Raw genomic sequence first — 21454 nt, 5'->3', positions numbered from 1 at the left:
GCGGGAGAAGTTGGGAAGTTTATCGCATGATTATCTGGCAAATCGTCATCCTCGCCATGATCGCCGCATTTCTGGGCATGCGGCTGTATTCGGTGCTGGGCCGCAAGGCCGAGCATGAGGAGGAAGCGATTTCGTCGCGGCTGGAACAGGCCCGCCAGCAGCAGGAAGAGGCGCAGGCCGAACGGCCCAAGCTGGTGGAGACCCCGCGCAACGACCGTGCGCTCGCCGGATTTTCGCCCGCCATCGAAGAAGGCCTGCGCGATATTTCGTCTGCCGACCGCAGCTTTGATCTGCTGCCTTTCCTTGCCGGTGCGAAGGGCGCGTATGAAGTGATCCTCGAAGCGTTCTGGCGCGGGGACAAGGACGAGCTAAAAGAGCTGTGCGATGACGATGTCTATCGCAGCTTCGTCGCCGCCATCGAAGAGCGGGAAGCCGCGGGCTACACGCTCGATAACAAGCTGATCCGGATCGAGGATGAGACGGTGCATTCTGCCGTGCTCGATGGCAAGGTGGCGCGCATTGCCGTGCGGTTTGTCGCCGATATTGCCAGCGTCACCCGTGACAAGGATGGCAATGTTATCGCCGGTTCGCTCGACGATGCGATTGAAAGCCGCGACATCTGGACGTTCAGCCGCGACGTGCGCAACAGCGATCCGAACTGGCTGCTCGACGAAACCGACGTCGCGTGATGCGGGCAGGCGGCGGGAAACCGTGGCGCCGCCTGGTCGCCGCCACCGCAGTGTTGCTGGTCGCGGCTTGCGGGCCGATCATCCCCGAAGCAGGCGTGGTGGAAAGCGTGCCGCCGCCCGCTGCCAGCAGCGCGGCGCAATTGGGCATCACCGCGTTGGCACCCGCGAGTCTCGGCGCGCTGAATAGCGGCGACGCGCGCGATGCGCTGATCGCCTTTCGCACATCCTGCCGCGTTGCTACTTCGCGCGAGGACGTTTCCGGCCTGACGCAGCCTGCCGATTGGGCGATCCCGTGCGACGCGGCCAATGGCTGGGCGAACAGCAATGCCGCCGCCTTTTTCGCAGCCTATTTCACTCCTGTCCGCGTGGGCGAGGGGACGGCCTTTGCCACCGGCTATTTCGAGCCCGAGATTGCCGGCAGCCGCACCCGTCGCGCCGCGACTGACGTTCCGGTTTACAGCGTGCCCGCTGATCTCGAACGCTGCTGGCGCGACGGCTCGCCCGAAAGCGAGCAGACCGGCCGCGCACCGCTCAGCCGCCGCACATCTGATGGCCGCTGCGTCGAATATTACACTCGCGCCGAGATCGAGGATGGCGCATTGGACGGCAATGCGCCCGTCATCGGCTACGCTGCCGACGCCATCGAGTTCTTCTTCCTGCAAATCCAGGGCTCCGGGCGATTGGTCGATTCGCGCAGCGGCGAAGTCATCCGCATCGGCTATGCCGGGCAGAACGGCCACGGCTACACCGGCATCGGCGCGCTGATGCGCGAGCGCGGGCTGATCGGCGGCGACACCGGCTACGCCACCAGTATGCAGGGCATCATCGCTTACCTGCGCGATTACCCCGAACAAGGCCGCGCGATCATGCGCGAGAATGAAAGCTGGGTGTTCTTCACCGTGCTGGAGGGCGAGGGCCCGCTGGGCTCCATCGGTGTGCCGGTGGTGCGCGAAAGCTCGGTCGCGGTTGATCCGCGCTTTGTCCCCTATGGCGCGCCGGTGCTGCTCGATCTCGACCGCAGCGTCGCCAATGGCTTGTGGATTGCGCAAGACACCGGCGGCGCGATCCGCGGGGCCAACCGCTTCGACACCTTCTGGGGCGCGGGCGAGGATGCGCGCGAGATAGCAGGCGGCATGAGCGGGCGCGGGCAGGCGCTGATCCTGCTTCCCAACGCAGCGGCGCAGCGCCTGACGCAATGACCCATCCGCGCGGCCTTTCCCCGGAAGAGGCCGCGCTATGGGAAAGACTGGCGCGCACCGTGCGGCCGATCAGGACGCAACCTACTGCGCCTCCGACAATAAAAGTGGCCGGGCGCAACGCAGTCGGAGCAGGTAAGGCGGAGCACTTGTCGCGGCCAGCCCCTGCCAAGACACGCACTTCGGCCATCTCCCCTCCTCCCAAGGCGGAGGATTTTCCAACGAAGGCACCCCACGGCCTCGACTCGCACTGGGAGCGCCGCCTCGCCCGCCCCTCGACCGAGCCGGACTTTGCGCTCGATCTCCACGGCCACACGCTCGATCAGGCCTATGACCGGCTGAATGACGGGCTGACCCAGGCCAAGGCGATGGGTGCGCGGCTGGTGCTGGTGGTGACGGGCAAGCCGCGCCCGGTCGATGCCGCCGACCGCGCCGAAAAGCGCGGAGCGATCCGCGCGAAAATTCTCGATTGGCTGGCGGCAGGCCAGCACGCCGCCGACATCGCCGCCATCCGCAAAGCGCACCGCCGCCACGGGGGCGAGGGTGCGCTCTACATCGTGCTGAAGCGTAGATGATGAAGCTCAGCCCCAGCCGAACAGCATCACATTCATCATCCGGCCCTCTATGGCGAAGGCGAAAATGCCGGGGATCATCAGCGCGGTTAGGAACAGGCTGACAATCTCGTTGCGGTGGCCCTTGATATCGCCGCGCCGCGCCTTGGCGACGATCAGATAGGCCGCGCGCAAGGTGATCGGCACGAAGATGTGGATCCATGAGAGCCGCATCCCGTCATGGATGAACAGCGTGCTGAGCGCGGTGACCACCATCAGCGCCACCCAAAACTTGCCCAATTGCTTGTGCATCGCCGTGCCTTTGGGTGCGAGCAGCAGATAGAGGCCGAGCGGGACGCAGGGGATAACGGTGGCGACGTGGAACACGATCACCGCGTTTTGCAGATGCGGCAGCTCCCCGCTCAGGCCCAGCACCGCGCGGGCGATGGCGAGCAGGCAGATCGCCGTCATCAGCATGCCCGATGCGATCACCAGCCCCTTGGTCAGCGGGCCAAGGTCAAGCGCACCTGCGGGGCGGTGCCAAGGGTTGAGGAATTGCAGCGGATTGGCGGTGGCAGTAGTCATGTGCGGTCTCCCGTTGAAGTTCGTGAGACCGGTCTGGCTGATGCCCGTTGGCGGGCAATCGCGTTTGCGCTGGCGGGCGCGGCCTTGCGTGAAATGCGCGGATTTACGCCTGATTGCCACTTTACGAAGCGCGAACGGGCGCTAGGTTCGCATCCAGTGACACCGCACCAACCCAAACCGCTCGCCGCGCGCATCCTTTCCGATCTGGCGGTGATGACGGTGATCGGCGTGATCCTCGGCCTGATCGGGCCGTTGGGGAGCTTCGAGGATCCGCTACCGCTGCGGCTGATCGTGTGGACCGGTTTCGCGTGGATCGGCTATGCGCTCTATGCGCCGATCGATACGATGGCGGTGCGCCTCGCGCCGAAGCTGCAATTGCCCGCTTGGGGCCTGCGCATTGCGGGCGTGTGCCTGGCTTCGCTGCCGATGGCGGTGGTGGTCTATCTGCTGCCTGCGATGGGCCGCGGGCGCGAATGGCCAGGGTTGGAAAGCGCCATCACGCATTATCTCTATGTCGTGATGGTCGGCGGGCTGATTACGCTCGCCAACCTGCTGGTGCAGCGCGCGCTGGCACAGCCTGCGGTTGTGGCTGTTGCCTCGTCGGAGGCCAAGCTGGAGCCTACGCCCGCAGCGATTGCGCCCCCGCCATACCCCCCGGCACCGCCAGCGCCGATGCGCTTTCTCGACCGCCTGCCGCCCGAACTCGGCACCGATCTGATCGCGCTCGAGATGGAGGACCACTACGTCCGCGCGCACACCGCCTTGGGCAGCGAGCTGGTGTTGCTGCGGATGCGCGACGCGGTGGCGGAACTTGGCGGGATTGAGGGCGCGCAAGTGCATCGCAGCTGGTGGGTCGCGCGCGGCGCGGTGGCCGATGTGAAGCGCGAGGGGCGCAATATCCGCCTGCTGCTCGACAACGGGATCGAAGCGCCCGTCAGCCGCGCGAATGTGACCCCGCTGAAGGAGGCAGGCTGGTTCTAGGCCAGCAACTAGGCCAGCACCCGCCGCTCGCTGCGGCTGCGCGCTTTAACTGCCAGCACCAGCAACAGGCCGAGCAGCGCGAAGAAGGCGGTCAATCCAGCAATATTGATCGCCAGCTCGGCTACGCCCAGCCTGTTCGCGTCGATGAAGAAATAGGGATAGTCACCCTCCACGCTCCCCCGCACCAGCGCGTAGACGCAGTACAGCGTCGGCCAGATCACCACCAGCGGCACGTGGGACAGGCGCAGCACGCCTTTGGGCACGCAAGCGAGAAACCACAGCACGGTCAGCACCGGCGCGGCGGTGTGCACGCCTTGGTCGGCGACGATTTCCCACCCTTCATGTTCGAGCAGCCGGGCGAGCGCCACGTGGTAGACAATCCCCACACCCGCAATCGCCGCCGTCATCGCGAGCAGCCAGCGCGGCGCGACCGGCTTGCCCATGGCGATCCCGGCAAAGGTGCCCGCCACCAGCAGATTGGTGAGAATGGTAAAGAAGCGCAGCAGCCACCAGGTTACCTCGCCCAAGGGGTCACCCTCGGCCAGATAGAGGCCGATGCGCAGCGCAATGCTGCCTGCAGCGACAAGGGCGATAAGAGCGGCGAACAGGCGCGCGAGCGGCGGCGCGGAGCGGGTGCGATTCATCGCGCGTGTTTAGCGCAGCGATGGCAAAGGGGAAGATGCCGCGGAAAAAACCGCGCCTTCCCGATCCATTCCCTTCGGCCAGAACGGAAAAGACCCTCACCGGGGGGGCCAGTGAGGGTCTTCCAGCGACCCGAAGTAGCTTGGGGGGCAAGCTCTCCAGGTGTTTGTTTTATCTGATATCTAGGTCAGATATCGAATCGGTCGGCGTCCATTACCTTCGTCCATGCGGAGATGAAAGTGGAAATGAACCGGCTTTCCCCACCATTTTCGGCATAGACTTCGGCGACGGCGCGCAGCTGCGAATTGGAGCCGAAGACGAGATCGGTGCGGGTGGCGCGATACTTTTCCGCGCCCGACTTGCGGTCGGTGCCGACAAATTCCTCGTCGCCGCTTTCGTCCACCACAGTCCACTTCGTGCCCATGTCGAGCAGGTTGGTGAAGAAGTCGTTCGACAACGTGCCGACACGGTCAGTGAAGACGCCATGCGCAGTGTTGCCGCTGTTCGCACCGAGCACCCGCATCCCGCCGACCAGTGCGGTCATTTCGGGAATGCTGAGACCAAGCAAATGCGCCTTGTCGACCAGCATATCCTCGGTCTTCACGCTCGCTTTGGTGCGCAGATAGTTACGGAAACCGTCGGCAAAGGGCTCCAGCGGCTCGAAACTTTCGGCGTCGGTATGCTCGTCACCCGCATCGCCGCGACCGGTGGTCACATTGACGCTGACATCGTGGCCGCCATCCTTGGCCGCCTTTTCGATGGCTGCGGCACCGGCCAGCACGATGGCATCGGCCATGCTCAGCGAACCGCGCAACTCGTCCAGCTTGGCGAGCACCTTGGCCAGTTCCTCCGGATCGTTGGCTGCCCAATCCTTCTGTGGGGCAAGGCGCACGCGGGCACCATTGGCACCGCCGCGACGGTCCGAATTGCGGAAGGTCGAGGCCGAAGCCCAAGCGGCTTTCACCAGTTCGGAGACGGTCAGGCCGCTGGCCAGCACTGCCGATTTGAACGCGCTGACATCGGCATCAGACGGCGTGGTGCCAGCGGGTACCGGGTCTTGCCAGATCAGATCTTCGGCGGGAACTTCGGGACCGAGATAGCAGGCCTTGGGGCCCATATCGCGGTGGCACAGCTTGAACCATGCACGGGCGAAGGCATCGTCCAACTGCTCCGGATGGGCGAGGAAGCGTTCGGAAATCTTGCGATATTCCGGGTCCATCTTCAGCGCCATGTCGGCGGTGGTCATCATGGTCGGGACGCGCTTGTTGGGATCGCGCGCGTCGGGTGCCATGTCTGCCGGATCGGGATTGATCGGCGTCCATTGCTGGGCACCGGCCGGGCTGCGCACCAGTTCGAAGTCATACTTGAACAGGATGCGGAAGTAATCGTGGCTCCAGCTCGTCGGGTTGTTCGACCAGCTGCCTTCAATGCCCGACGTGGTGATATTGCCCGCGGCAATCTCTGCCTCGTCATTGAGCCAGCCAAAGCCCTGCAAAGCGAGCACTTCGCTTTCGGGCGCGCCGCCGAAGGTGTCGGACGGAGCCGCACCATGTGCCTTGCCGAAGGCGTGGCCACCAGCGGTCAGCGCAACGGTTTCCTCGTCATTCATCGCCATGCGGGCGAAAGTCTCGCGCATATCGCGCGCCGATTGCAGCGGATCGGGGTTGCCGCCCGGGCCCTCGGGATTGACGTAGATGAGGCCCATCTGGATCGCCGCGAGCGGGTTTTCCAGCGCCTTGCCCTCGTCAGGGTTGATGCGGGTGGGCACACCCTGGTCGACCCACAGCTCTTCAGAGCCCCAATAGACAGTTTCGGGCTCATACACGTCGGCACGGCCACCGCCAAAGCCGAACACCGGGCCGCCCATGCTTTCGATGGCGACATTGCCGGTGAGGATGAACAGGTCGGCCCAGCTGATATTCTTGCCGTATTTCTGCTTGATCGGCCACAGCAGGCGGCGCGCCTTGTCGAGGTTGCCGTTATCCGGCCACGAGTTGAGCGGAGCAAACCGCTGCTGGCCGGAGGAGGAGCCGCCGCGCCCGTCACCGGTGCGATAGGTGCCCGCCGCGTGCCACGCCATGCGGATGAAGAAGGGGCCGTAATGGCCGTAATCCGCCGGCCACCAATCCTGGCTGTCGGTCATCAGCGCGGTCAGGTCTGCCTTCAGCGCGCTGTAATCGAGCGCGTTGAACGCCTCGGCATAGTTGAAATCTTCGCCCAGCGGATCGGGCGACTTGCCGCCTTCCTTGAGGATGTCCAGCTGCAGCGCATCGGGCCACCAATCCTTGTTGGTGCGGCCGAGCAGCGAGCGCATCCCGCCGTCACCGTGGAAGGGGCAGCCGCCGGAAATTGAACCTGTCTTCGCGTCCATCGTTCGTTCCTCTCAACATTGTGTCGAATCTCTTATGGAGCGAAGATGCGCTTTCCCCGGTGATTAGTCCAATCGATTAGTTGGAATTGTTTGATCGGATTTGCCGGACTTGCGTCGCACCGCATTTTCGCCTCGCCCAGATGCACAACGCCCGCCAGCCGGATAACCGGTGGCGGGCGTGTCGGGATCGCGGTTGAACCGATTGTGCAGCACTGGCTAGGCGGGTTCGAGAACCTTGGCATCCTCCGGAGCCGCTTCGTTGCGGATGAGGTAATCGAAGGCGGACAGCGCCGCTTTCGACCCTGCGCCCATTGCCACCACAATCTGCTTGTATGGCACCGTTGTGCAATCGCCCGCTGCGAAAATGCCGGGCAGGTTGGTGCGCCCCGCCGCATCCACCACAATCTCGTTGTGATGGCTGAGATCAACGCCCGAATCCTCCAGCCATTCGGTGTTGGGAACGAGCCCGATCTGCACGAACACGCCTTCGAGCGCGATCGTGTGTTCGGTACCGGTCGCGCGGTTTTTATACGTTAAACCAGAGACTTTGCCGCCATCGCCAGTGATCTGCATGGTCTGCGCGCTGACCAGAATTTCGACATTGGGCAGGCTTTCCAGCTTGTCCACCAGCACCTTGTCGGCGCGCAGCTTGGCGTCGAATTCCAGCACTGTGACATGGCCGACAATGCCAGCGAGATCGATCGCCGCCTCGACGCCCGAATTGCCGCCGCCGATTACCGCCACGCGCTTGCCCTTGAACAGCGGGCCGTCGCAATGCGGGCAGTAGGCCACGCCCTTGTTGCGGTATTCGTCCTCGCCCGGCACGCCGAGCGTGCGCCAGCGGGCACCGGTCGACAGGATCAGCGCGCGCGCCTTCAGCACGCCGCCGTTTTCCAGTTCAATGGTGTGGAGGCCGCCCTTGTTTTGCGCCGGAATTAGACGCTTGGCGACCGCGAGGTTCATCAGATCGATGCTCTCCTGCGCGTCCACCTGCCGCTGCAGATCGCCGGTTAGCTTCGGGCCTTCGGTATATTCGGTGCCGGGCAGGTTTTCGATGCCGAGCGTATCGTTGAGCTGGCCACCAAAGCGCTCCGCCGCAATGCCGGTGCGGATGCCCTTGCGCGCGGTGTAAATCGCCGATGCGACGCCGCCGGGGCCAGCGCCGACGACAAGCACGTCGAAGGGCGCCTTCGCCGAAAGCTTTTCCGCCGCCTTCGCGCCCGCGCCGCTGTCCAGCTTGGCGAGCAATTCCTCCAGCGTCATCTTGCCGTTGTAAAAGCTCTCTCCATTGAGGAAGGTCGCGGGCACGGCCATCACGCCGCGCGTCTCGACTTCGTCCTGGAACGTGCCGCCCTCGATCAAAGTCGCGGAAATGCGCGGGTTTTCCAGCGCCATCAGCGTCAGCGCCTGCACCACGTCAGGGCAGTTGTGACAGGACAGCGAGAAATACATCTCGAAGGCAAAATCGCCGTCGAGCGCGCGGATTTGTGCCAGCGTTTCGTCCGATACCTTGGGCGGATGGCCACCGGCCCACAGCAGCGCGAGCACCAGCGAGGTAAATTCGTGCCCCATCGGCAGGCCGGCAAAGCGCACCTGCCGCGTCGCGTCCGAGGCGCGGCGAACGAGGAAGCTGGGCTTGCGCGCGTCATCCCCGTCAAACTCCGCGGAAACCTTGTCCGAAAGCTGCGCTATCGCTGCGAGCAAATCGCGCGTTTCGTCCGATTTCTTGCCTTCGCCCAAGGATGCGACAAGCGTGATCGGCTCGCGCAGATTGGCGAGATAGGCCTTCAGCTGATCTTTCAGATTCTGGTCAAGCATCGTTCAAACCTTTCGTCACACGAGCCTCCGGCGAAGCAATCCAGTCCGGACGGCAGGACTGGATTGCCACGGTGCCTGCGGCTCCTCGCAATGACGGGAAGTGCAGGCGACCAAGGCGAAAAAGGCCCGGAGCGGGGGAGGGGGGAGGGGCTCCGGGCCTTCGCTGCCCGGGCGGCACGTATGCCAGCCCGGGATCAAAAGCCGCCGGGATTTCAGGGGGGGAGAGTTCGCGGCGGCTCTATCGGTTGGGTGCGGCTTAGATCTTGCCGACGAGATCGAGCGAGGGCGCAAGCGTTTCCGCGCCTTCTTCCCACGCGGCCGGGCACACCTGGCCGGGATTGGCGCGGACATATTGTGCGGCCTTGATCTTGCGCGTCAGTTCGTTGGCATTGCGGCCCACGCCTTCGCAGGTGATTTCCATGATCTGGATCACACCATCGGGATCGACCACGAAGGTCGCACGATCAGCCAAGCCGCTGTCTTCGCGCAAAACATCGAAATTGCGGGCGAGGACGTGGCTCTGGTCACCCAGGAAGGGGAACTTCAGCTTGCCGATCTTCTCGCTGGTGTCGTGCCAGGCCTTGTGGCTGAAATGCGTGTCGGTGGAGACGGCGTAAACTTCCACGCCCATGCTCTGCAGCATCTCGTACTTTTCGCCCATGTCTTCCAGCTCGGTCGGGCAGACGAAGGTGAAGTCCGCCGGATAGAAGAAGAACACCGCCCACTTGCCAGCGAGGTCTTCATTGCTGACAGTGAAGAAGTCTTCGCCAGCCTTGAAGGCGGTGGCGCTGAACGGTTTGATGGTGCTGCCGATGATACCCATGTTGTTACTGTCCCTTTGGTTGGAATTGCACTTGGAAACTCAATGCACGGGACATAGGTTTGGTTGCAGCGCAGCATAGGAAAATGTTGCGATTGCGAAGATCGGATATTTCGATCAGTTAGTATGATGTTGCGCGGCGCGCATCAGATGATGCGGTTTATGCAACACGAATCAGACGAGCAGCAGCGCCAGTCCGAGAATCGTCAGGCCGATGGCGATCCATTGGCGGCGCTTGGAAAGGGTGCTGTCAGCGGTGAAGGCGCTCGCGATAATGGCGCCAACGGTCAAAATCGTCGGCAGGCTTGCAGTGAGTTTGGAACCGTGGCGCCAATTGCCCTCGTCAGCGAGGCAGATGCCGCCCGCCACGTCGCCGCACGGCCCGCCATTCACCGCCGCATAGGCTTCCATGGTGGAGGGCAGGGTGACGACCATTGCGACAACGGCGGCTCCGATAAGAATTTCACGACTGACCATTACGGTGTCCTAAGACCGCGGCGCGCAGAAGGAAACATGGGCTATCGTTCCCCCACCTGCGCGCGGTGGAGCAGCTTCTGGTCCGCCAGCACCAGCGCCATCATCGCCTCCACCACCGGCACGCCGCGAATGCCGACGCAGGGATCGTGGCGGCCCTTGGTGCTGATCTCGGTGGCTTCGAATTCTCCGGTCTCGTCTGGCCGCGTCACCGTTTCCACCGCTGTCAGGATCGAGCTGGTCGGCTTGAAGGCCACGCGGCAGGTGACCGGCTGGCCGGTCGATATGCCGCCCGCCGTGCCGCCTGAATGGTTCGCGCCGAAGTCCACCGTGCCGTCTTCGCCGGGGCGCATAGTGTCGGCGTTTTCTTCGCCGGACAGGCGCGCGGCGGCGAAACCGTCGCCGATTTCCACGCCCTTGGTCGCGTTGATCGTCATCATGGCGGCGGCGATTTCGCTGTCGAGTTTGGCGTAGACCGGTGCGCCCCAGCCAGCAGGAACGCCGCGCGCCTCGCACGCCACCACCGCGCCCAATGACGAACCCGCCTTGCGCGTCTGATCTATGATATTCTCCCAAGCAGCGGCGGCTTCGGGATCGGGGCAGAAAAACGGATTGGCGCGGATATGCTCCGCGTCGAAGCGGTCATAGTCGATGGCGTGCGGCCCGATGGCCTCCACCCATGCGGTGATTTCGACTTCGGGAATGACCTTCCGTGCAATCGCGCCCGCCGCCACCCGCGCCGCCGTTTCGCGCGCGCTGGAGCGGCCGCCGCCGCGATAATCGCGGAAGCCATATTTCGCATCATAGGTGTAATCCGCATGGCCGGGGCGATAGGCCTTGGCGACTTCGGAATAGTCTTTGCTGCGCTGGTCGGTGTTCTCGATCATCAGGCTGATCGGCGTGCCGGTCGTCTTGCCTTCGAACACGCCCGAGAGGATACGCACCTCGTCCGCCTCGCGCCGCTGGGTGGTGTATTTCGACTGGCCGGGCTTGCGCGCATCGAGGAAAGGCTGGATGTCCGCCTCTGACAGTGCAATCCCCGGCGGGCACCCGTCCACCACCACGCCCAAAGCAGGGCCGTGGCTTTCCCCCCAGGTGGTAAAGCGAAAAACGCGTCCGAATGTGTTCCAGCTCATGGGGATGCGCTTTGGCGCAGTTGCGGGCAAGTGTCTAGCAAGGCTGGACTGTTCTTGCTCTGTCCGCCAAACCGGGCGCTCAAGCAGCAACGCGGTAGCGCAGAAACAAGGTCATGATCGCGAAACTTTCTGGGCGGCTGGACGAAACCGGCGAGGACTGGGCCATCGTGGATGTGCAGGGCGTGGGCTATCTCGTCCACTGCTCCACGAAGACTCTGGCCGCGCTGGGCGCTGTGGGGCAGGCGTGCACCGTCCACACCGATTTGCAGGTGAGCGAGAACGATATGCGCCTGCTCGGCTTTGCCGAAAGCGGAGAGCGCGACTGGTTCCGCCTGCTGACACAGGTGCAGGGTGTGGGGAGCAAAGTGGCGCTGGCGATACTCTCGGCGCTGTCGACCGGCGAATTGCGCGATGCCTGCGCCGCTGGCGATGCCGCGACGGTGGCGAGGGCGCAAGGCGTCGGGCCGAAACTGGCAGGGCGGATCGTCAACGAGTTGAAGGACAAGGCAGGCGCGCTGCCCGGCGGCGGCGTGGCTGGCGCAGCGCGGATCACCCCCGCGGGCGGCGCGAGCGCGGACGCGGTTTCGGCCTTGCAGAACCTCGGTTTCAAGCCCGCCGTTGCGGCGCAGGCGGTGGCGCGGGCGCAAGAGGAACTGGGCGAAGGCGCAGGCGAGGGCGACTTGATCCGCGTGGCGTTGAAGAAGGCGGCGGGCTGATAGACAATTCTATCCTTTGTCATCCTGAACTTGTTTCAGGATCCATGGTGCCGCTTGCGCGGAGTTCGGAGTGTGTTGCAAAATGGATGCTGAAACGAGTTCAGCATGACGGGAGTATTTGAGATGTTTCGATATTCGCTAGCCGTGGCAGCACTCGCTCTCGCCACCCCCGCCGCCGCGCAGTCTCTGCCGGAGAACTTTCAAACCGGCCCGGTCTTCACCGATTTCGGCCCGCACGCGCCCGTTGCCGGGCTGGAGCGGTTTCCGCTGCCGACCGAGTTTCGCCACAGCTTCGATGTCGCCACCCGCGCCGATGCGGGCACGCGCAATCGCGGGTTCGAAAGCGCGGCGCGGTTCATCAATATGCACGTGGCTGCCGGGGTCGATGCGGGGCGGATCGATACGGTGGTGGTCGTGCATGGCAGCGCGGTGCTCGACCTGTTGACCGACGATGCACTCGCCGCCCGCCCGCGCGCCGAAGGCGTGGAGGCACCCGTCAATGGCAGCGCTGCGATGGTGCGCACGATGCTTGATCACGGCGTGCGCTTCGTGGTCTGCGGCCAGAGCGCGGCGGCGCAAGGCGTGGAACGCGATGATTTGATCGAGGGCGTCGAAATGGCGCTCTCCGCAATGACCGCCCACGCGCTGCTGCAACAGCAGGGCTATACGGTGAACCCGTTTTGATGGGATTGTTTGTTCGATACGCGGCCTATCTGGCGTTCGCTGTCGCCGCCATGGCGTTCTGGCTCTGGGCAATGCCGCTCTCGTTCGGGGAGCCAGCTTGCATTGGCGAACGCGGAGGTTGTCCCGAGCCCTCGACGGCGATGCGATTTGTCAATTTCATGAAGGTCTATGGAGCCATCCCCCTGACCGTACTTTTGTTCGTCTTTTATCGGCGGGGCGTTCGACATTTCCTTGGTCACTGCCAGTCAGGCTTCAGGGAATGACTGACCAGCCAGCCCAAACCCCACCACCCCGTCATCCTGAACTTGTTTCAGGATCCATTTCTCCAGCTGCGCTGTCGGTTCGGGTGTAGGGATGAATGCTGAAACGAGTTCAGCATGACGAATTAGAGGGCGAGTGGCGGGAAGCCCAGCCCGATGGCCAGATCATGCCAGTCGGGATTCTCGCTTTCGATCAGATTGATCTTCCATTGCCGGTGCCACCGCTTGAGTTGCTTCTCGCGGGCGATAGCGTGTTCCATGTCGCCGAAGAGCTCGTAGCGGACGAGGCGATGGACGTTGTATCGGCTGGTGAAGCCCGCGATTTCGCCGTTCCGGTGGTGCCACAGCCTTGCCACAAGGTCGCTCGTTACGCCTGTGTAGAGCGTACCGTAAGGCTTGCTCGCAAGGATGTAGACGCAGGGTTGGCGAAACAATGTCATGACGCGGTGAGTGGAGCCAAATGGATGCTGAAACAAGTTCAGCATGACGGTAGGGAGGGGGCATGACCGACCAACCCATCCACTCCCCCGATCCGGCAACCGGACGACCCGGACGCGACTCTGCGCCCGAAATCGCTCGGCGATTTTATCGGGCAAGAGGCGGCGCGGGATAATCTGCGGGTCTTCATCGACGCTGCCAAAAGCCGTGGCGAAGCGATGGATCACACGCTGTTCTCGGCCCGCCCGGCCTCGGCAAAACGACGCTCGCGCAGATTATTGCCAAGGAACTCGGCGCAGGGCGTGGAGCACGATGATTTGATCGAGGGCGTCGAAATGGCGCTCTCCGCCATGACCGCCCACGCGCTGCTGCAACAGCAGGGTTACACCATCAACCCCTTCTGACGGCGCACCACCGCTACCCCCAAAAAGCCACTTGCTTTCATTCATGATAGCGCTACCTTTTTGCGCATCGGTAACAGCGCATAACCGCCGCACAAGAGGATCGGGAGAGAGTAATGGCGAAGATGACGCGGCGCGCCAGCCTTGGCGTGGGGTTGGGGGCTTTGGTAACGGCTTGCGGTGGCGGGGGAACGCCAACGCCGACTCCGTCTCCCATTGGTACCGCTACCCCGCGCCCGACACCCTCGCCCACTCCGACGCCAACCCCCACCGCGACCGGATCCATCGCCGCTGCCGCCGCGGCCAAGAATATCAAGTTTGGATCGGCCTTCGCCTGGAGCACCGCCGGAGCCAATGCCGGGTCTTTCGCCAATCCCCAATATGCCGCGCTGCTCGAACGCGATTGCAACATCCTTGTGCCGGAAAACGAGCTGAAGTGGGAATCCATTCGCCCCAGTGCCACGCAATTCGACTTTACCCGCGCTGACGATATGCTCGCCTATGCGCAGCGGCAGAATATGGAAATGCGCGGGCACACGCTGCTGTGGTATGTCGAGGAACGCTTTCCCGGCTGGCAGCGCACTTATGATTACGGCACCAATCCGCGCGCCGAGGCCGAGCGGTTGATCCGCGAGCATGTGACGCAGGTCGCTTCGCGCTATGCCTCCTCCATCACCAGCTGGGACGTGGTCAATGAAGCGGTGGAGCCGAGCACGGGCGGATTGCGCCAGCATTCGCTCTCCGCAACGGTGGGTAACGATCCCTCCCTGCTCGATCTCGCCTTCCGCTCCGCGCGCGATGTGCTGCCGACGGGCGAACTCGTCTATAACGATTTCATGGATTGGGGTTCCACCACGCACCGCAATGGCGTGCTCGACCTCCTGCGCGGGTTCCGCAATCGCAATGTGCCTGTCGATACGCTGGGCATTCAGGCGCATATCGGCTTTTTCTCCAATGGAACGGCGCAGAGCATTGTCGATGCGCAGCGCCCGGCGATGGAGGCGTGGCTGGATCAGGTGGTGGCGCTCGGCTACAGGCTGAAAATCACCGAAATGGATGTGAACGACCGCAACCGTGCGGGAACAATTGCCCAGCGCGATGCCGATTGCGCCACCTATGCGCGCGGCTGGCTGGATATGCTGCTGGCCTATAACGAACTCGACGAAGTGCTCGTTTGGGGCATGGCGGACCGGTATAGCTGGCTGCAGAATTTCGGCACTCCGCGTGCGGATGGCACGGCGCTGCGGCCCACGCCGTATGACAATGACTTTGCGCCCAAGCCGCTGCGCCAGACATACATCGACGCGTTCAACGCCGCCTCGGTGCGCACTTAGGGTTTGCGGGAGAGGCGAAAGTGGGAGAACCCATATCGCCTCTCGACAGTCCGGCTCGGCCTTGCGTAAGACCGCGTGGTGACCGACCAACCCATCCATTCCCCCGCGCGTCAGCCGGATGATCCGGACGCGGCTCTGCGCCCGAAATCGCTCGGCGAATTTATCGGGCAGGAGGCGGCGCGGGATAATCTGCGGGTCTTTATCGACGCTGCCAAAAGCCGTGGCGAGGCGATGGATCACACGCTGTTTTTCGGCCCGCCCGGCCTTGGTAAGACCACGCTTGCGCAGATTATTGCCAAGGAACTGGGCGCAGGCTTTCGCGCCACGTCCGGCCCCGTGATCGCCAAGGCGGGCGATCTCGCGGCGCTGCTCACCAATCTTGAGCCCAATGATGTGCTGTTCATCGACGAGATCCACCGGCTCAATCCGGTGGTCGAGGAAGTGCTCTATCCGGCGATGGAAGACCGCGCGCTCGATCTGATCATCGGCGAGGGGCCGTCGGCGCGTTCTGTCCGCATCGATTTGCCACCCTTCACGCTGGTCGGCGCGACCACACGGCAGGGCCTGCTCACCACGCCCTTGCGCGACCGGTTCGGCATCCCCGTGCGGCTGGTGTTCTATACGCAGGAAGAACTGACGCAGGTCGTGACGCGGGGCGCAAGGCTGCTCGGAATGCCGGTCGATCCGTCCGGAGCAGGCGAGATTGCGCGCCGTTCCAGAGGCACGCCGCGCGTTGCCGGACGGCTGCTGCGCCGGGTGCGCGATTTTGCGCAAGTGATGGGCGAAAGCACGATCAATGACGCGATCGCCGATGAAGCGCTAACCCGGCTGGAGATCGACGCGCTGGGCCTCGATGCGATGGACCGGCGCTATCTCACCATGATCGCCGAGACCTACAAAGGCGGCCCTGTCGGCGTCGAAACGCTCGCCGCTGGGCTCGCCGAACCGCGTGATACGGTGGAGGATGTGATCGAGCCGTATCTCATCCAGCTTGGCCTGATTGCCCGCACCGCGCGGGGGCGCTGCCTGAATGATCGCGGATGGAATCACCTGCGGCTTCCCGCGCCTTCGGGCGGGCAGTCCGGCTTGTTCGATGGCGGGAAATAGCCCTGAAAACCCCTTGCAGCGTTAAGGCTTTGTTCTCTTTCGCCCGCCGTTCGGTTCCATTGTGGGACAACCCGGCGTCGCGACGCGGAAATCGCCGATTTATTTGCGATTTCGCCTCCTGAAACACGGTTAACGGGATTGCCGGGAATGAATAAGCACGCTCTCTTGCCAGCAACCGGACCAAGCCGTCGGCGCCATTGAGGGGGCTGCAGGCTACGTCTGCTACTGTAAGAGAGACCAGCTCATGTCCGTACGCATGGCTATTGCGAAATTGAGTGTTGCCGCCGCTGGCGGAGCAATCATTGGCGGGGGCGCCGTACACGTGGCCGAGCCGCAAACCTCGGTTGTCCGTTACAAATCCGGTGAAGACGGCGCTTCGGGCGAACTGATCGACGTGAAAACGCAGGGCAGTAGCTCCAGCTCCAGCGGTGGCGGTTATGGCGAACGCTATGTGCCCGAGCGCGGGCATGAACGCGCCCAGCGCCGTGTGCGCCGCACCATCGAACGCACCGAGGATTGCTGTGCGGAAGAACAGTATGCCGAAGCGCCCATCGCGCTTCCGCCGCTGCCCAGCGCACCGGTGCGCGGCGGCGGTGGCGGTCAGCAGGTGATCGTCGGCGGTAGCAGCGGCGGCTTTGGCGGCGGTTTCGGTGGCGGGTTCTTCGGCGGGTTCTTCGGCGGCGGCGGCGGCGGTGGCAGCGCCAGCGCGATTGTCGACATGAGCACCACCACAACGACGACCAGCGGCACCAGCGGCACCAACGGATCGAGCGGTGATATCATTATCGATATCGACAATTCGAGCACCGGCTCCTCGACCTCGACGTCGGGTGGTTCGACTTCGACTTCGGGCGGTTCGACCTCCACCTCGACTTCGGGCGGTTCGACATCGACTTCGGGTGATGTCAGCAGCTCCACTTCGGGCGATGTCAGCAGTTCGACCGGCAGCATTTCGAGCACCAGCTCGTCCTCGACCGGCGGTCTGACCAGCACCACCACCAGCTCCAGCGGCAGCATCACCAGCACCAGCGGTACGGTGACGAGCACGTCGGGCCAGGTGTCGAGCACGGGTTCGTCCTCGGGCAATGTCTCGTCCTCGACCAGCGGTTCGTCTTCGACTTCGGGTTCGTCGAGCACCTCGGGCGGCAGCGGTTCGAGCACGTCGACCAGCGGCGGTATTACGTCTTCCGGCACAAGCGGAACCTCTGGCACGAGCGGCACCTCGGGTACTTCGGGCACCAGCGGTACGTCCGGAACGAGTGGCACCTCGGGCACGAGCGGTACTTCCGGCACGAGCGGCATGACCAGTTCGGGCACTTCGGGAACGAGCGGTGCATCGGGCACCTCGACCACCACGGGCGGGATTACCAGTTCGAGCACCACGACGAGCTCCTCGACCACGAGTACCAGCTCTTCGACGACGAGCGGAAACGTGACATCGAGCTCGACGACGGGTGGCAACACCACCTCGACCACGACCGGCGGTGTCTCGACGACGAGCGGCAATGTCAGCACCAGCGGCGGCATTACCTCCACGACGACCACGACTGGCGGTTCGTCCGGCACAAGTGGTACCACCACCAGCACCGGCGGCGTGTCGACCACGACGACCACCAGCTCGGGCGGGATCACCAGCACCAGCGGCACGGTGACGAGCACCAGCGGCACGGTGACGAGCACCAGCTCGACCTCGGGCAATGTCGCGTCCTCGACCAGCTCCTCGACTTCGACCAGCACCAGCTCGTCGACCTCGACCGGTTCGTCGACCTCGACCAGCACCAGCTCGGGCACGACCGGAACTTCGGGCACCAGCGGCACTTCGGGCACGAGCGGCACCACTTCGGGCACGCCGGTTCCGGCTCCCGGAATGCTCCTGCTCTTCGGCGCGGGTGCGGGTGCGGTGTTCCTGCGTCGCCGCCGCGCGAAGAAGGATGGCACGCCGGAGACGGTTGCAGCCTAAGTCCGGGTTCTCACGAACAAACAAAAAGGGCGGCCCCGCAAAGGGCCGCCCTTTTTCGTTTGCTTGGCCGGCGAATTATTCGGGTGAGCGGATAACCTCGCCGCCCGCATCTTGCCACGCCTGGATGCCGCCTTCCAGATGCCGCACGGGGCGGTTGAGATACGCTGCAAGCTGCTCTGCCGCGATGGCCGAGCGGCGGCTGCTGCCGCAATAGAGGATCGTCTCGCGCGCATCTTCCATCGGAATACTTTGCGGGTCAAAGGTCTGCAACGGCGCGTTGAGGCTGCCGGGCAGGCGTCCGGCGGCAAATTCCTCCGGCGTGCGCACGTCGATCAGCACAACCTCGCCGCCATCGACCATTGTCGCCAGCTCTTCGAAAGAGACGAACTCCACCGCCGCGCCCTGCTGCACGCTTGCCACCGGTGCCGGAGTTACCGGCGCACAGGCGGCGAGCACCAGAGCAGGCGCAGCGAGGATCAGCGCGAACCGCATCATCACGCCGCCAGCTTGCGCAGGACGTAGTGCAGGATGCCGCCATTGTTGTAATATTCGAGCTCGTTGGCGGTATCGATCCGACACAGCGCGGTGAAGGTGAACACGGTCCCATCGGCACGGGTAACTTCCACCTCGACATCCTGCCGGGGGTTGAGTGCAGCCAAGCCCTTGATCGCAAAGCTGCAATCGCCGTTCAGGCCCAACGTTTCGCGGGTGTCGCCATCCTTGAACTGCAAGGGCAGCACGCCCATGCCGATAAGGTTGGAGCGGTGGATACGCTCGAAGCTCTCCACAATCACCGCGCGCACGCCGAGCAGAATCGTGCCCTTCGCCGCCCAGTCGCGGCTGGAGCCGGTGCCGTATTCCTTGCCGCCAATGACGACAAGCGGGGTGCCGTCGGCCTTGTGCTTCATCGCCGCGTCGTAGATCGCCATGGTCTCGCCGCCATAGGTGGTGACCCCGCCTTCGACGCCGGGCACCATTTCGTTCTTGATGCGGATATTGGCGAAGGTGCCGCGCATCATCACTTCGTGATTGCCGCGGCGCGAGCCGTAGGAGTTGAAGTCCTGCTTGGGCACCTGATGGCCCAGCAGATACTGGCCTGCCGGGCTGTCTTCCTTGATTGAGCCAGCAGGCGAGATGTGGTCGGTCGTCACCGAATCGCCGAGAATGGCCAGCGGCTTTGCGCCCAGAATATCGGTGACGGGTGCCGGTTCCATGCTCATCCCGTCAAAATAGGGCGGGTTGGCGACATAGGTGCTGGCGGGGTTCCAATTGTATGTGTCGCTCGCTTCGACATTGATCGCCTGCCAATGCGGATCGCCCTTGTAGACATCGGCATAGCGCGTTTCGAACATCGAACGGTCGATATTGGCGGCGCGGTTCTCGGCGATTTCCTGATTGGACGGCCAGATATCGGCGAGCATCACATCATTGCCGTCCTGGTCTTGCCCGATCGGCGTTGTCGTGATGTCCTGCGTCACCGTGCCCTTTAGCGCATAGGCGACCACCAGCGGCGGGCTGGCGAGGAAGTTGGCGCGCACATCGGGAGAAACGCGGCCTTCGAAATTGCGGTTGCCCGAAAGGACGCTGGCGGCGACAATATCATTGCCGTTGATCGCTGCCGAAATCGGCGGCGCGAGCGGGCCGGAATTGCCGATGCAAGTGGTGCAGCCATAGCCGACCAGATCGAAGCCGATGGCATCGAGATGCGCCTGCAACCCGCTCTTCACCAGATAATCGGTGACGACCTGCGATCCCGGCGCGAGCGAGGTTTTGACCCACGGCTTGGGCTTCAGGCCCTTTTCATTCGCCTTTTTGGCGACAAGTCCGGCGGCGATCAGCACATCGGGATTGCTGGTGTTGGTGCAGCTGGTGATGGCCGCGATCACCACGTCGCCATCGCCGACATCGTGATCCTTGCCTTCCACCGCCACGCGGGCAGCGGCGGACTTGCCGTAGACCTTCGACAGATCGCCATTGAACAGCTCGTCCACCATCGGCAGCGCCACCTTGTCCTGTGGGCGCTTGGGCCCGGCGAGGCTGGGGACGACCGCCGCCATGTCGAGCGACAATGTGCTGGAGAAGACGGGTTCGTCGGCGGGCGAGAACCACATTCCCTGTTCCTTGGCGTAGGCTTCGACCAGCGCGATGGTTGCTTCCGGACGGCCGGTGAGGCGCAAATAATCGAGCGTCTTGTCGTCGATGCCGAAGAAGCCGCAGGTCGCGCCATATTCGGGCGCCATATTGGCAATGGTCGCACGGTCGGCGAGCGACAGGTTGGCGACGCCCTCGCCGTAGAATTCGACGAAGCGGCCGACCACGCCGTGTTCGCGCAGCATCTGCACGCAGGTGAGCACGAGGTCGGTCGCGGTCACACCTTCGGCCATCTTGCCGGTCAGCTTGAAGCCGACAACTTCGGGGATCAGCATCGAAATCGGCTGGCCGAGCATCGCTGCCTCCGCCTCGATCCCGCCAACGCCCCAGCCCAGCACGCCAAGGCCGTTGATCATGGTGGTGTGGCTGTCGGTGCCGACGCAGGTGTCGGGATAGGCGACCATCTCGCCATGCTGGTCAACTGAGGACCACACGCCCTTGCCGATATGCTCCAGATTCACCTGGTGGCAAATACCGGTGCCCGGCGGCACGGCGGAGAAGTTCTTGAGGCTCTTCGCGCCCCATTTGAGGAAGTCGTAGCGTTCGGCATTGCGCTCATACTCCAGCGCCATGTTGTTTTCGAACGCCTTGGGATGGCCGAATTCGTCCACCATCACCGAATGGTCGATCACCAGATTGACCGGCACCAGCGGATTGATCTTGGCGGTATCGCCGCCCAGCCGCCCGATTGCATCGCGCATTGCCGCCAGATCGACCACGCAAGGCACGCCGGTGAAGTCCTGCAACAGCACACGCGCGGGGCGGTACTGTATTTCTTCGCCCGTTGCGGGGTTCTTTTGCCAGTCGACAATCGCCTGCACATGCTCTTCGCCAACGGTGAAGCCTTCATCCTCGAACCGAAGCATATTTTCCAGCAGCACTTTCATCGAGTGCGGCAGGCGCGAGACGTCGCCGAACTTTTCGGCAGCGGCCTTGAGCGAATAATAGGCGTAGCTGGTGCCGTTTACATCCAGCGTCTTGCGGGTTCCGAGCGAGTTGGCGCCGACCTGAGTCATGGGCGAGGTTTCCTCATTGAAAGTGTTGCAGACCTGGCCACCCCATGCGAGTGGGAGGCCCTGTTTGGGCGCGACCTGCGCGTTTGGTGCCCATACGTCAAGTAGACGATGGCATTACGCGGCT

19 protein-coding genes and 3 pseudogenes are annotated in these 21454 nt (G+C 63.6%); 11 read left to right on the top strand and 11 right to left on the bottom strand.

Going from position 1 to position 21454, the window contains the following annotated elements; genetic code table 11:
• Positions 1–26: 26 nt before the first annotated feature.
• From GC121_RS02300 to GC121_RS02290, 3 genes are read left to right on the top strand one after another with little or no spacing between them, the layout of a single operon-like run.
• Positions 27–689: a Tim44/TimA family putative adaptor protein gene (locus GC121_RS02300; RefSeq protein WP_370513730.1), complete on the top strand. Its 663-nt coding sequence runs from the start codon at positions 27–29 to the stop codon at positions 687–689.
• Complete coding sequence (locus tag GC121_RS02295; protein ID WP_151975551.1) at positions 689–1888, top strand: murein transglycosylase A; 1200 nt, start codon at positions 689–691, stop codon at positions 1886–1888. The genes GC121_RS02300 and GC121_RS02295 overlap by 1 nt, the downstream gene beginning before the upstream one ends.
• Positions 1885–2460, top strand: a complete 576-nt coding sequence (locus GC121_RS02290) for a Smr/MutS family protein (protein ID WP_151972563.1) — start codon at positions 1885–1887, stop codon at positions 2458–2460. Before GC121_RS02295 ends, GC121_RS02290 begins: the two co-directional genes overlap by 4 nt.
• A 6-nt stretch (positions 2461–2466) precedes the next feature.
• On the opposite strand, the gene GC121_RS02285 is transcribed toward GC121_RS02290, so the two are convergent.
• Positions 2467–3021 (bottom strand): DUF2306 domain-containing protein, encoded by a 555-nt coding sequence (locus tag GC121_RS02285; RefSeq protein WP_151972562.1) that lies wholly within the window; start codon positions 3019–3021, stop codon positions 2467–2469.
• Here GC121_RS02285 and GC121_RS02280 point away from each other — a divergent pair, their 5' ends adjacent.
• Complete coding sequence (locus GC121_RS02280; RefSeq protein ID WP_234421079.1) at positions 3022–4002, top strand: LytTR family DNA-binding domain-containing protein; 981 nt, start codon at positions 3022–3024, stop codon at positions 4000–4002.
• Between the two features lie 8 nt (positions 4003–4010).
• On the opposite strand, the gene GC121_RS02275 is transcribed toward GC121_RS02280, so the two are convergent.
• From GC121_RS02275 to aroC, 6 genes are all read right to left on the bottom strand, one after another.
• On the bottom strand, positions 4011–4646 hold the full coding sequence (locus tag GC121_RS02275) for a Pr6Pr family membrane protein (RefSeq protein WP_151972561.1): 636 nt from the start codon (positions 4644–4646) through the stop codon (positions 4011–4013).
• Positions 4647–4831: 185 nt separating this feature from the next.
• Positions 4832–7015, bottom strand: a complete 2184-nt coding sequence (gene katG, locus GC121_RS02270) for a catalase/peroxidase HPI (RefSeq protein ID WP_151972560.1) — start codon at positions 7013–7015, stop codon at positions 4832–4834.
• A 216-nt stretch (positions 7016–7231) separates the two neighbouring features.
• Positions 7232–8833 (bottom strand): alkyl hydroperoxide reductase subunit F, encoded by a 1602-nt coding sequence (gene ahpF / locus GC121_RS02265; RefSeq protein ID WP_151972559.1) that lies wholly within the window; start codon positions 8831–8833, stop codon positions 7232–7234.
• Between the two features lie 256 nt (positions 8834–9089).
• Positions 9090–9656 (bottom strand): alkyl hydroperoxide reductase subunit C, encoded by a 567-nt coding sequence (gene ahpC / locus GC121_RS02260; protein ID WP_151972558.1) that lies wholly within the window; start codon positions 9654–9656, stop codon positions 9090–9092.
• Between the two features lie 171 nt (positions 9657–9827).
• Positions 9828–10130, bottom strand: a complete 303-nt coding sequence (locus tag GC121_RS02255; RefSeq protein ID WP_151972557.1) for a hypothetical protein — start codon at positions 10128–10130, stop codon at positions 9828–9830.
• Positions 10131–10171: 41 nt separating this feature from the next.
• On the bottom strand, positions 10172–11263 hold the full coding sequence (gene aroC, locus GC121_RS02250; protein WP_151972556.1) for a chorismate synthase: 1092 nt from the start codon (positions 11261–11263) through the stop codon (positions 10172–10174).
• A 113-nt stretch (positions 11264–11376) separates the two neighbouring features.
• Between aroC and ruvA the strand changes: the two genes are divergently transcribed.
• Complete coding sequence (gene ruvA, locus GC121_RS02245; protein WP_151972555.1) at positions 11377–11979, top strand: Holliday junction branch migration protein RuvA; 603 nt, start codon at positions 11377–11379, stop codon at positions 11977–11979.
• Between the two features lie 144 nt (positions 11980–12123).
• Positions 12124–12663: a DsrE family protein gene (locus GC121_RS02240; protein ID WP_234421078.1), complete on the top strand. Its 540-nt coding sequence runs from the start codon at positions 12124–12126 to the stop codon at positions 12661–12663.
• Positions 12664–13048: 385 nt separating this feature from the next.
• On the opposite strand, the gene GC121_RS02235 is transcribed toward GC121_RS02240, so the two are convergent.
• Complete coding sequence (locus tag GC121_RS02235; RefSeq protein WP_151972553.1) at positions 13049–13363, bottom strand: GIY-YIG nuclease family protein; 315 nt, start codon at positions 13361–13363, stop codon at positions 13049–13051.
• A 90-nt stretch (positions 13364–13453) separates the two neighbouring features.
• Here GC121_RS02235 and GC121_RS02230 point away from each other — a divergent pair.
• The 4 genes and pseudogenes from GC121_RS02230 to ruvB all read left to right on the top strand — a co-directional run.
• A pseudogene (locus GC121_RS02230) lies at positions 13454–13599 on the top strand (Holliday junction branch migration DNA helicase RuvB); the annotation flags it as partial.
• 24 nt (positions 13600–13623) lie between these two features.
• Positions 13624–13677 (top strand): annotated as a pseudogene (locus GC121_RS15830) (hypothetical protein); the annotation flags it as partial.
• Positions 13678–13878: 201 nt separating this feature from the next.
• Entirely contained in the window at positions 13879–15096 is a 1218-nt protein-coding gene (locus tag GC121_RS02225; RefSeq protein ID WP_151972552.1) for an endo-1,4-beta-xylanase, read from the top strand.
• A gap of 78 nt (positions 15097–15174) precedes the next feature.
• A complete protein-coding gene (gene ruvB, locus GC121_RS02220; protein WP_151972551.1) occupies positions 15175–16203 on the top strand; it encodes a Holliday junction branch migration DNA helicase RuvB in 1029 nt (342 codons plus the stop codon).
• A gap of 600 nt (positions 16204–16803) precedes the next feature.
• Here ruvB and GC121_RS15620 read toward each other — a convergent pair.
• A complete protein-coding gene (locus GC121_RS15620) occupies positions 16804–18051 on the bottom strand; it encodes a hypothetical protein (RefSeq protein WP_234421077.1) in 1248 nt (415 codons plus the stop codon).
• Between the two features lie 10 nt (positions 18052–18061).
• On the opposite strand from GC121_RS15620, the pseudogene GC121_RS15825 reads away from it, so the two are divergent.
• Positions 18062–18163 (top strand): annotated as a pseudogene (locus GC121_RS15825) (PEP-CTERM sorting domain-containing protein); the annotation flags it as partial.
• Positions 18164–18238: 75 nt separating this feature from the next.
• Here the strand turns inward: GC121_RS15825 and GC121_RS02205 are convergent.
• Both GC121_RS02205 and acnA read right to left on the bottom strand, forming a co-directional pair.
• Positions 18239–18658, bottom strand: a complete 420-nt coding sequence (locus GC121_RS02205; protein WP_234421299.1) for a rhodanese-like domain-containing protein — start codon at positions 18656–18658, stop codon at positions 18239–18241.
• On the bottom strand, positions 18658–21330 hold the full coding sequence (gene acnA, locus GC121_RS02200) for an aconitate hydratase AcnA (RefSeq protein ID WP_151972547.1): 2673 nt from the start codon (positions 21328–21330) through the stop codon (positions 18658–18660). The genes GC121_RS02205 and acnA overlap by 1 nt, the downstream gene beginning before the upstream one ends.
• Between the last annotated feature and the right edge of the window lie 124 nt (positions 21331–21454).

It is taken from the genome of Erythrobacter sp. EC-HK427 (genome assembly GCF_902498745.1).
Taxonomy (GTDB): Bacteria; Pseudomonadota; Alphaproteobacteria; order Sphingomonadales; family Sphingomonadaceae; genus Alteraurantiacibacter.
Note: the sequence above shows the minus strand (reverse complement) of the source record. Positions and strands in the feature narration are given on the sequence as shown.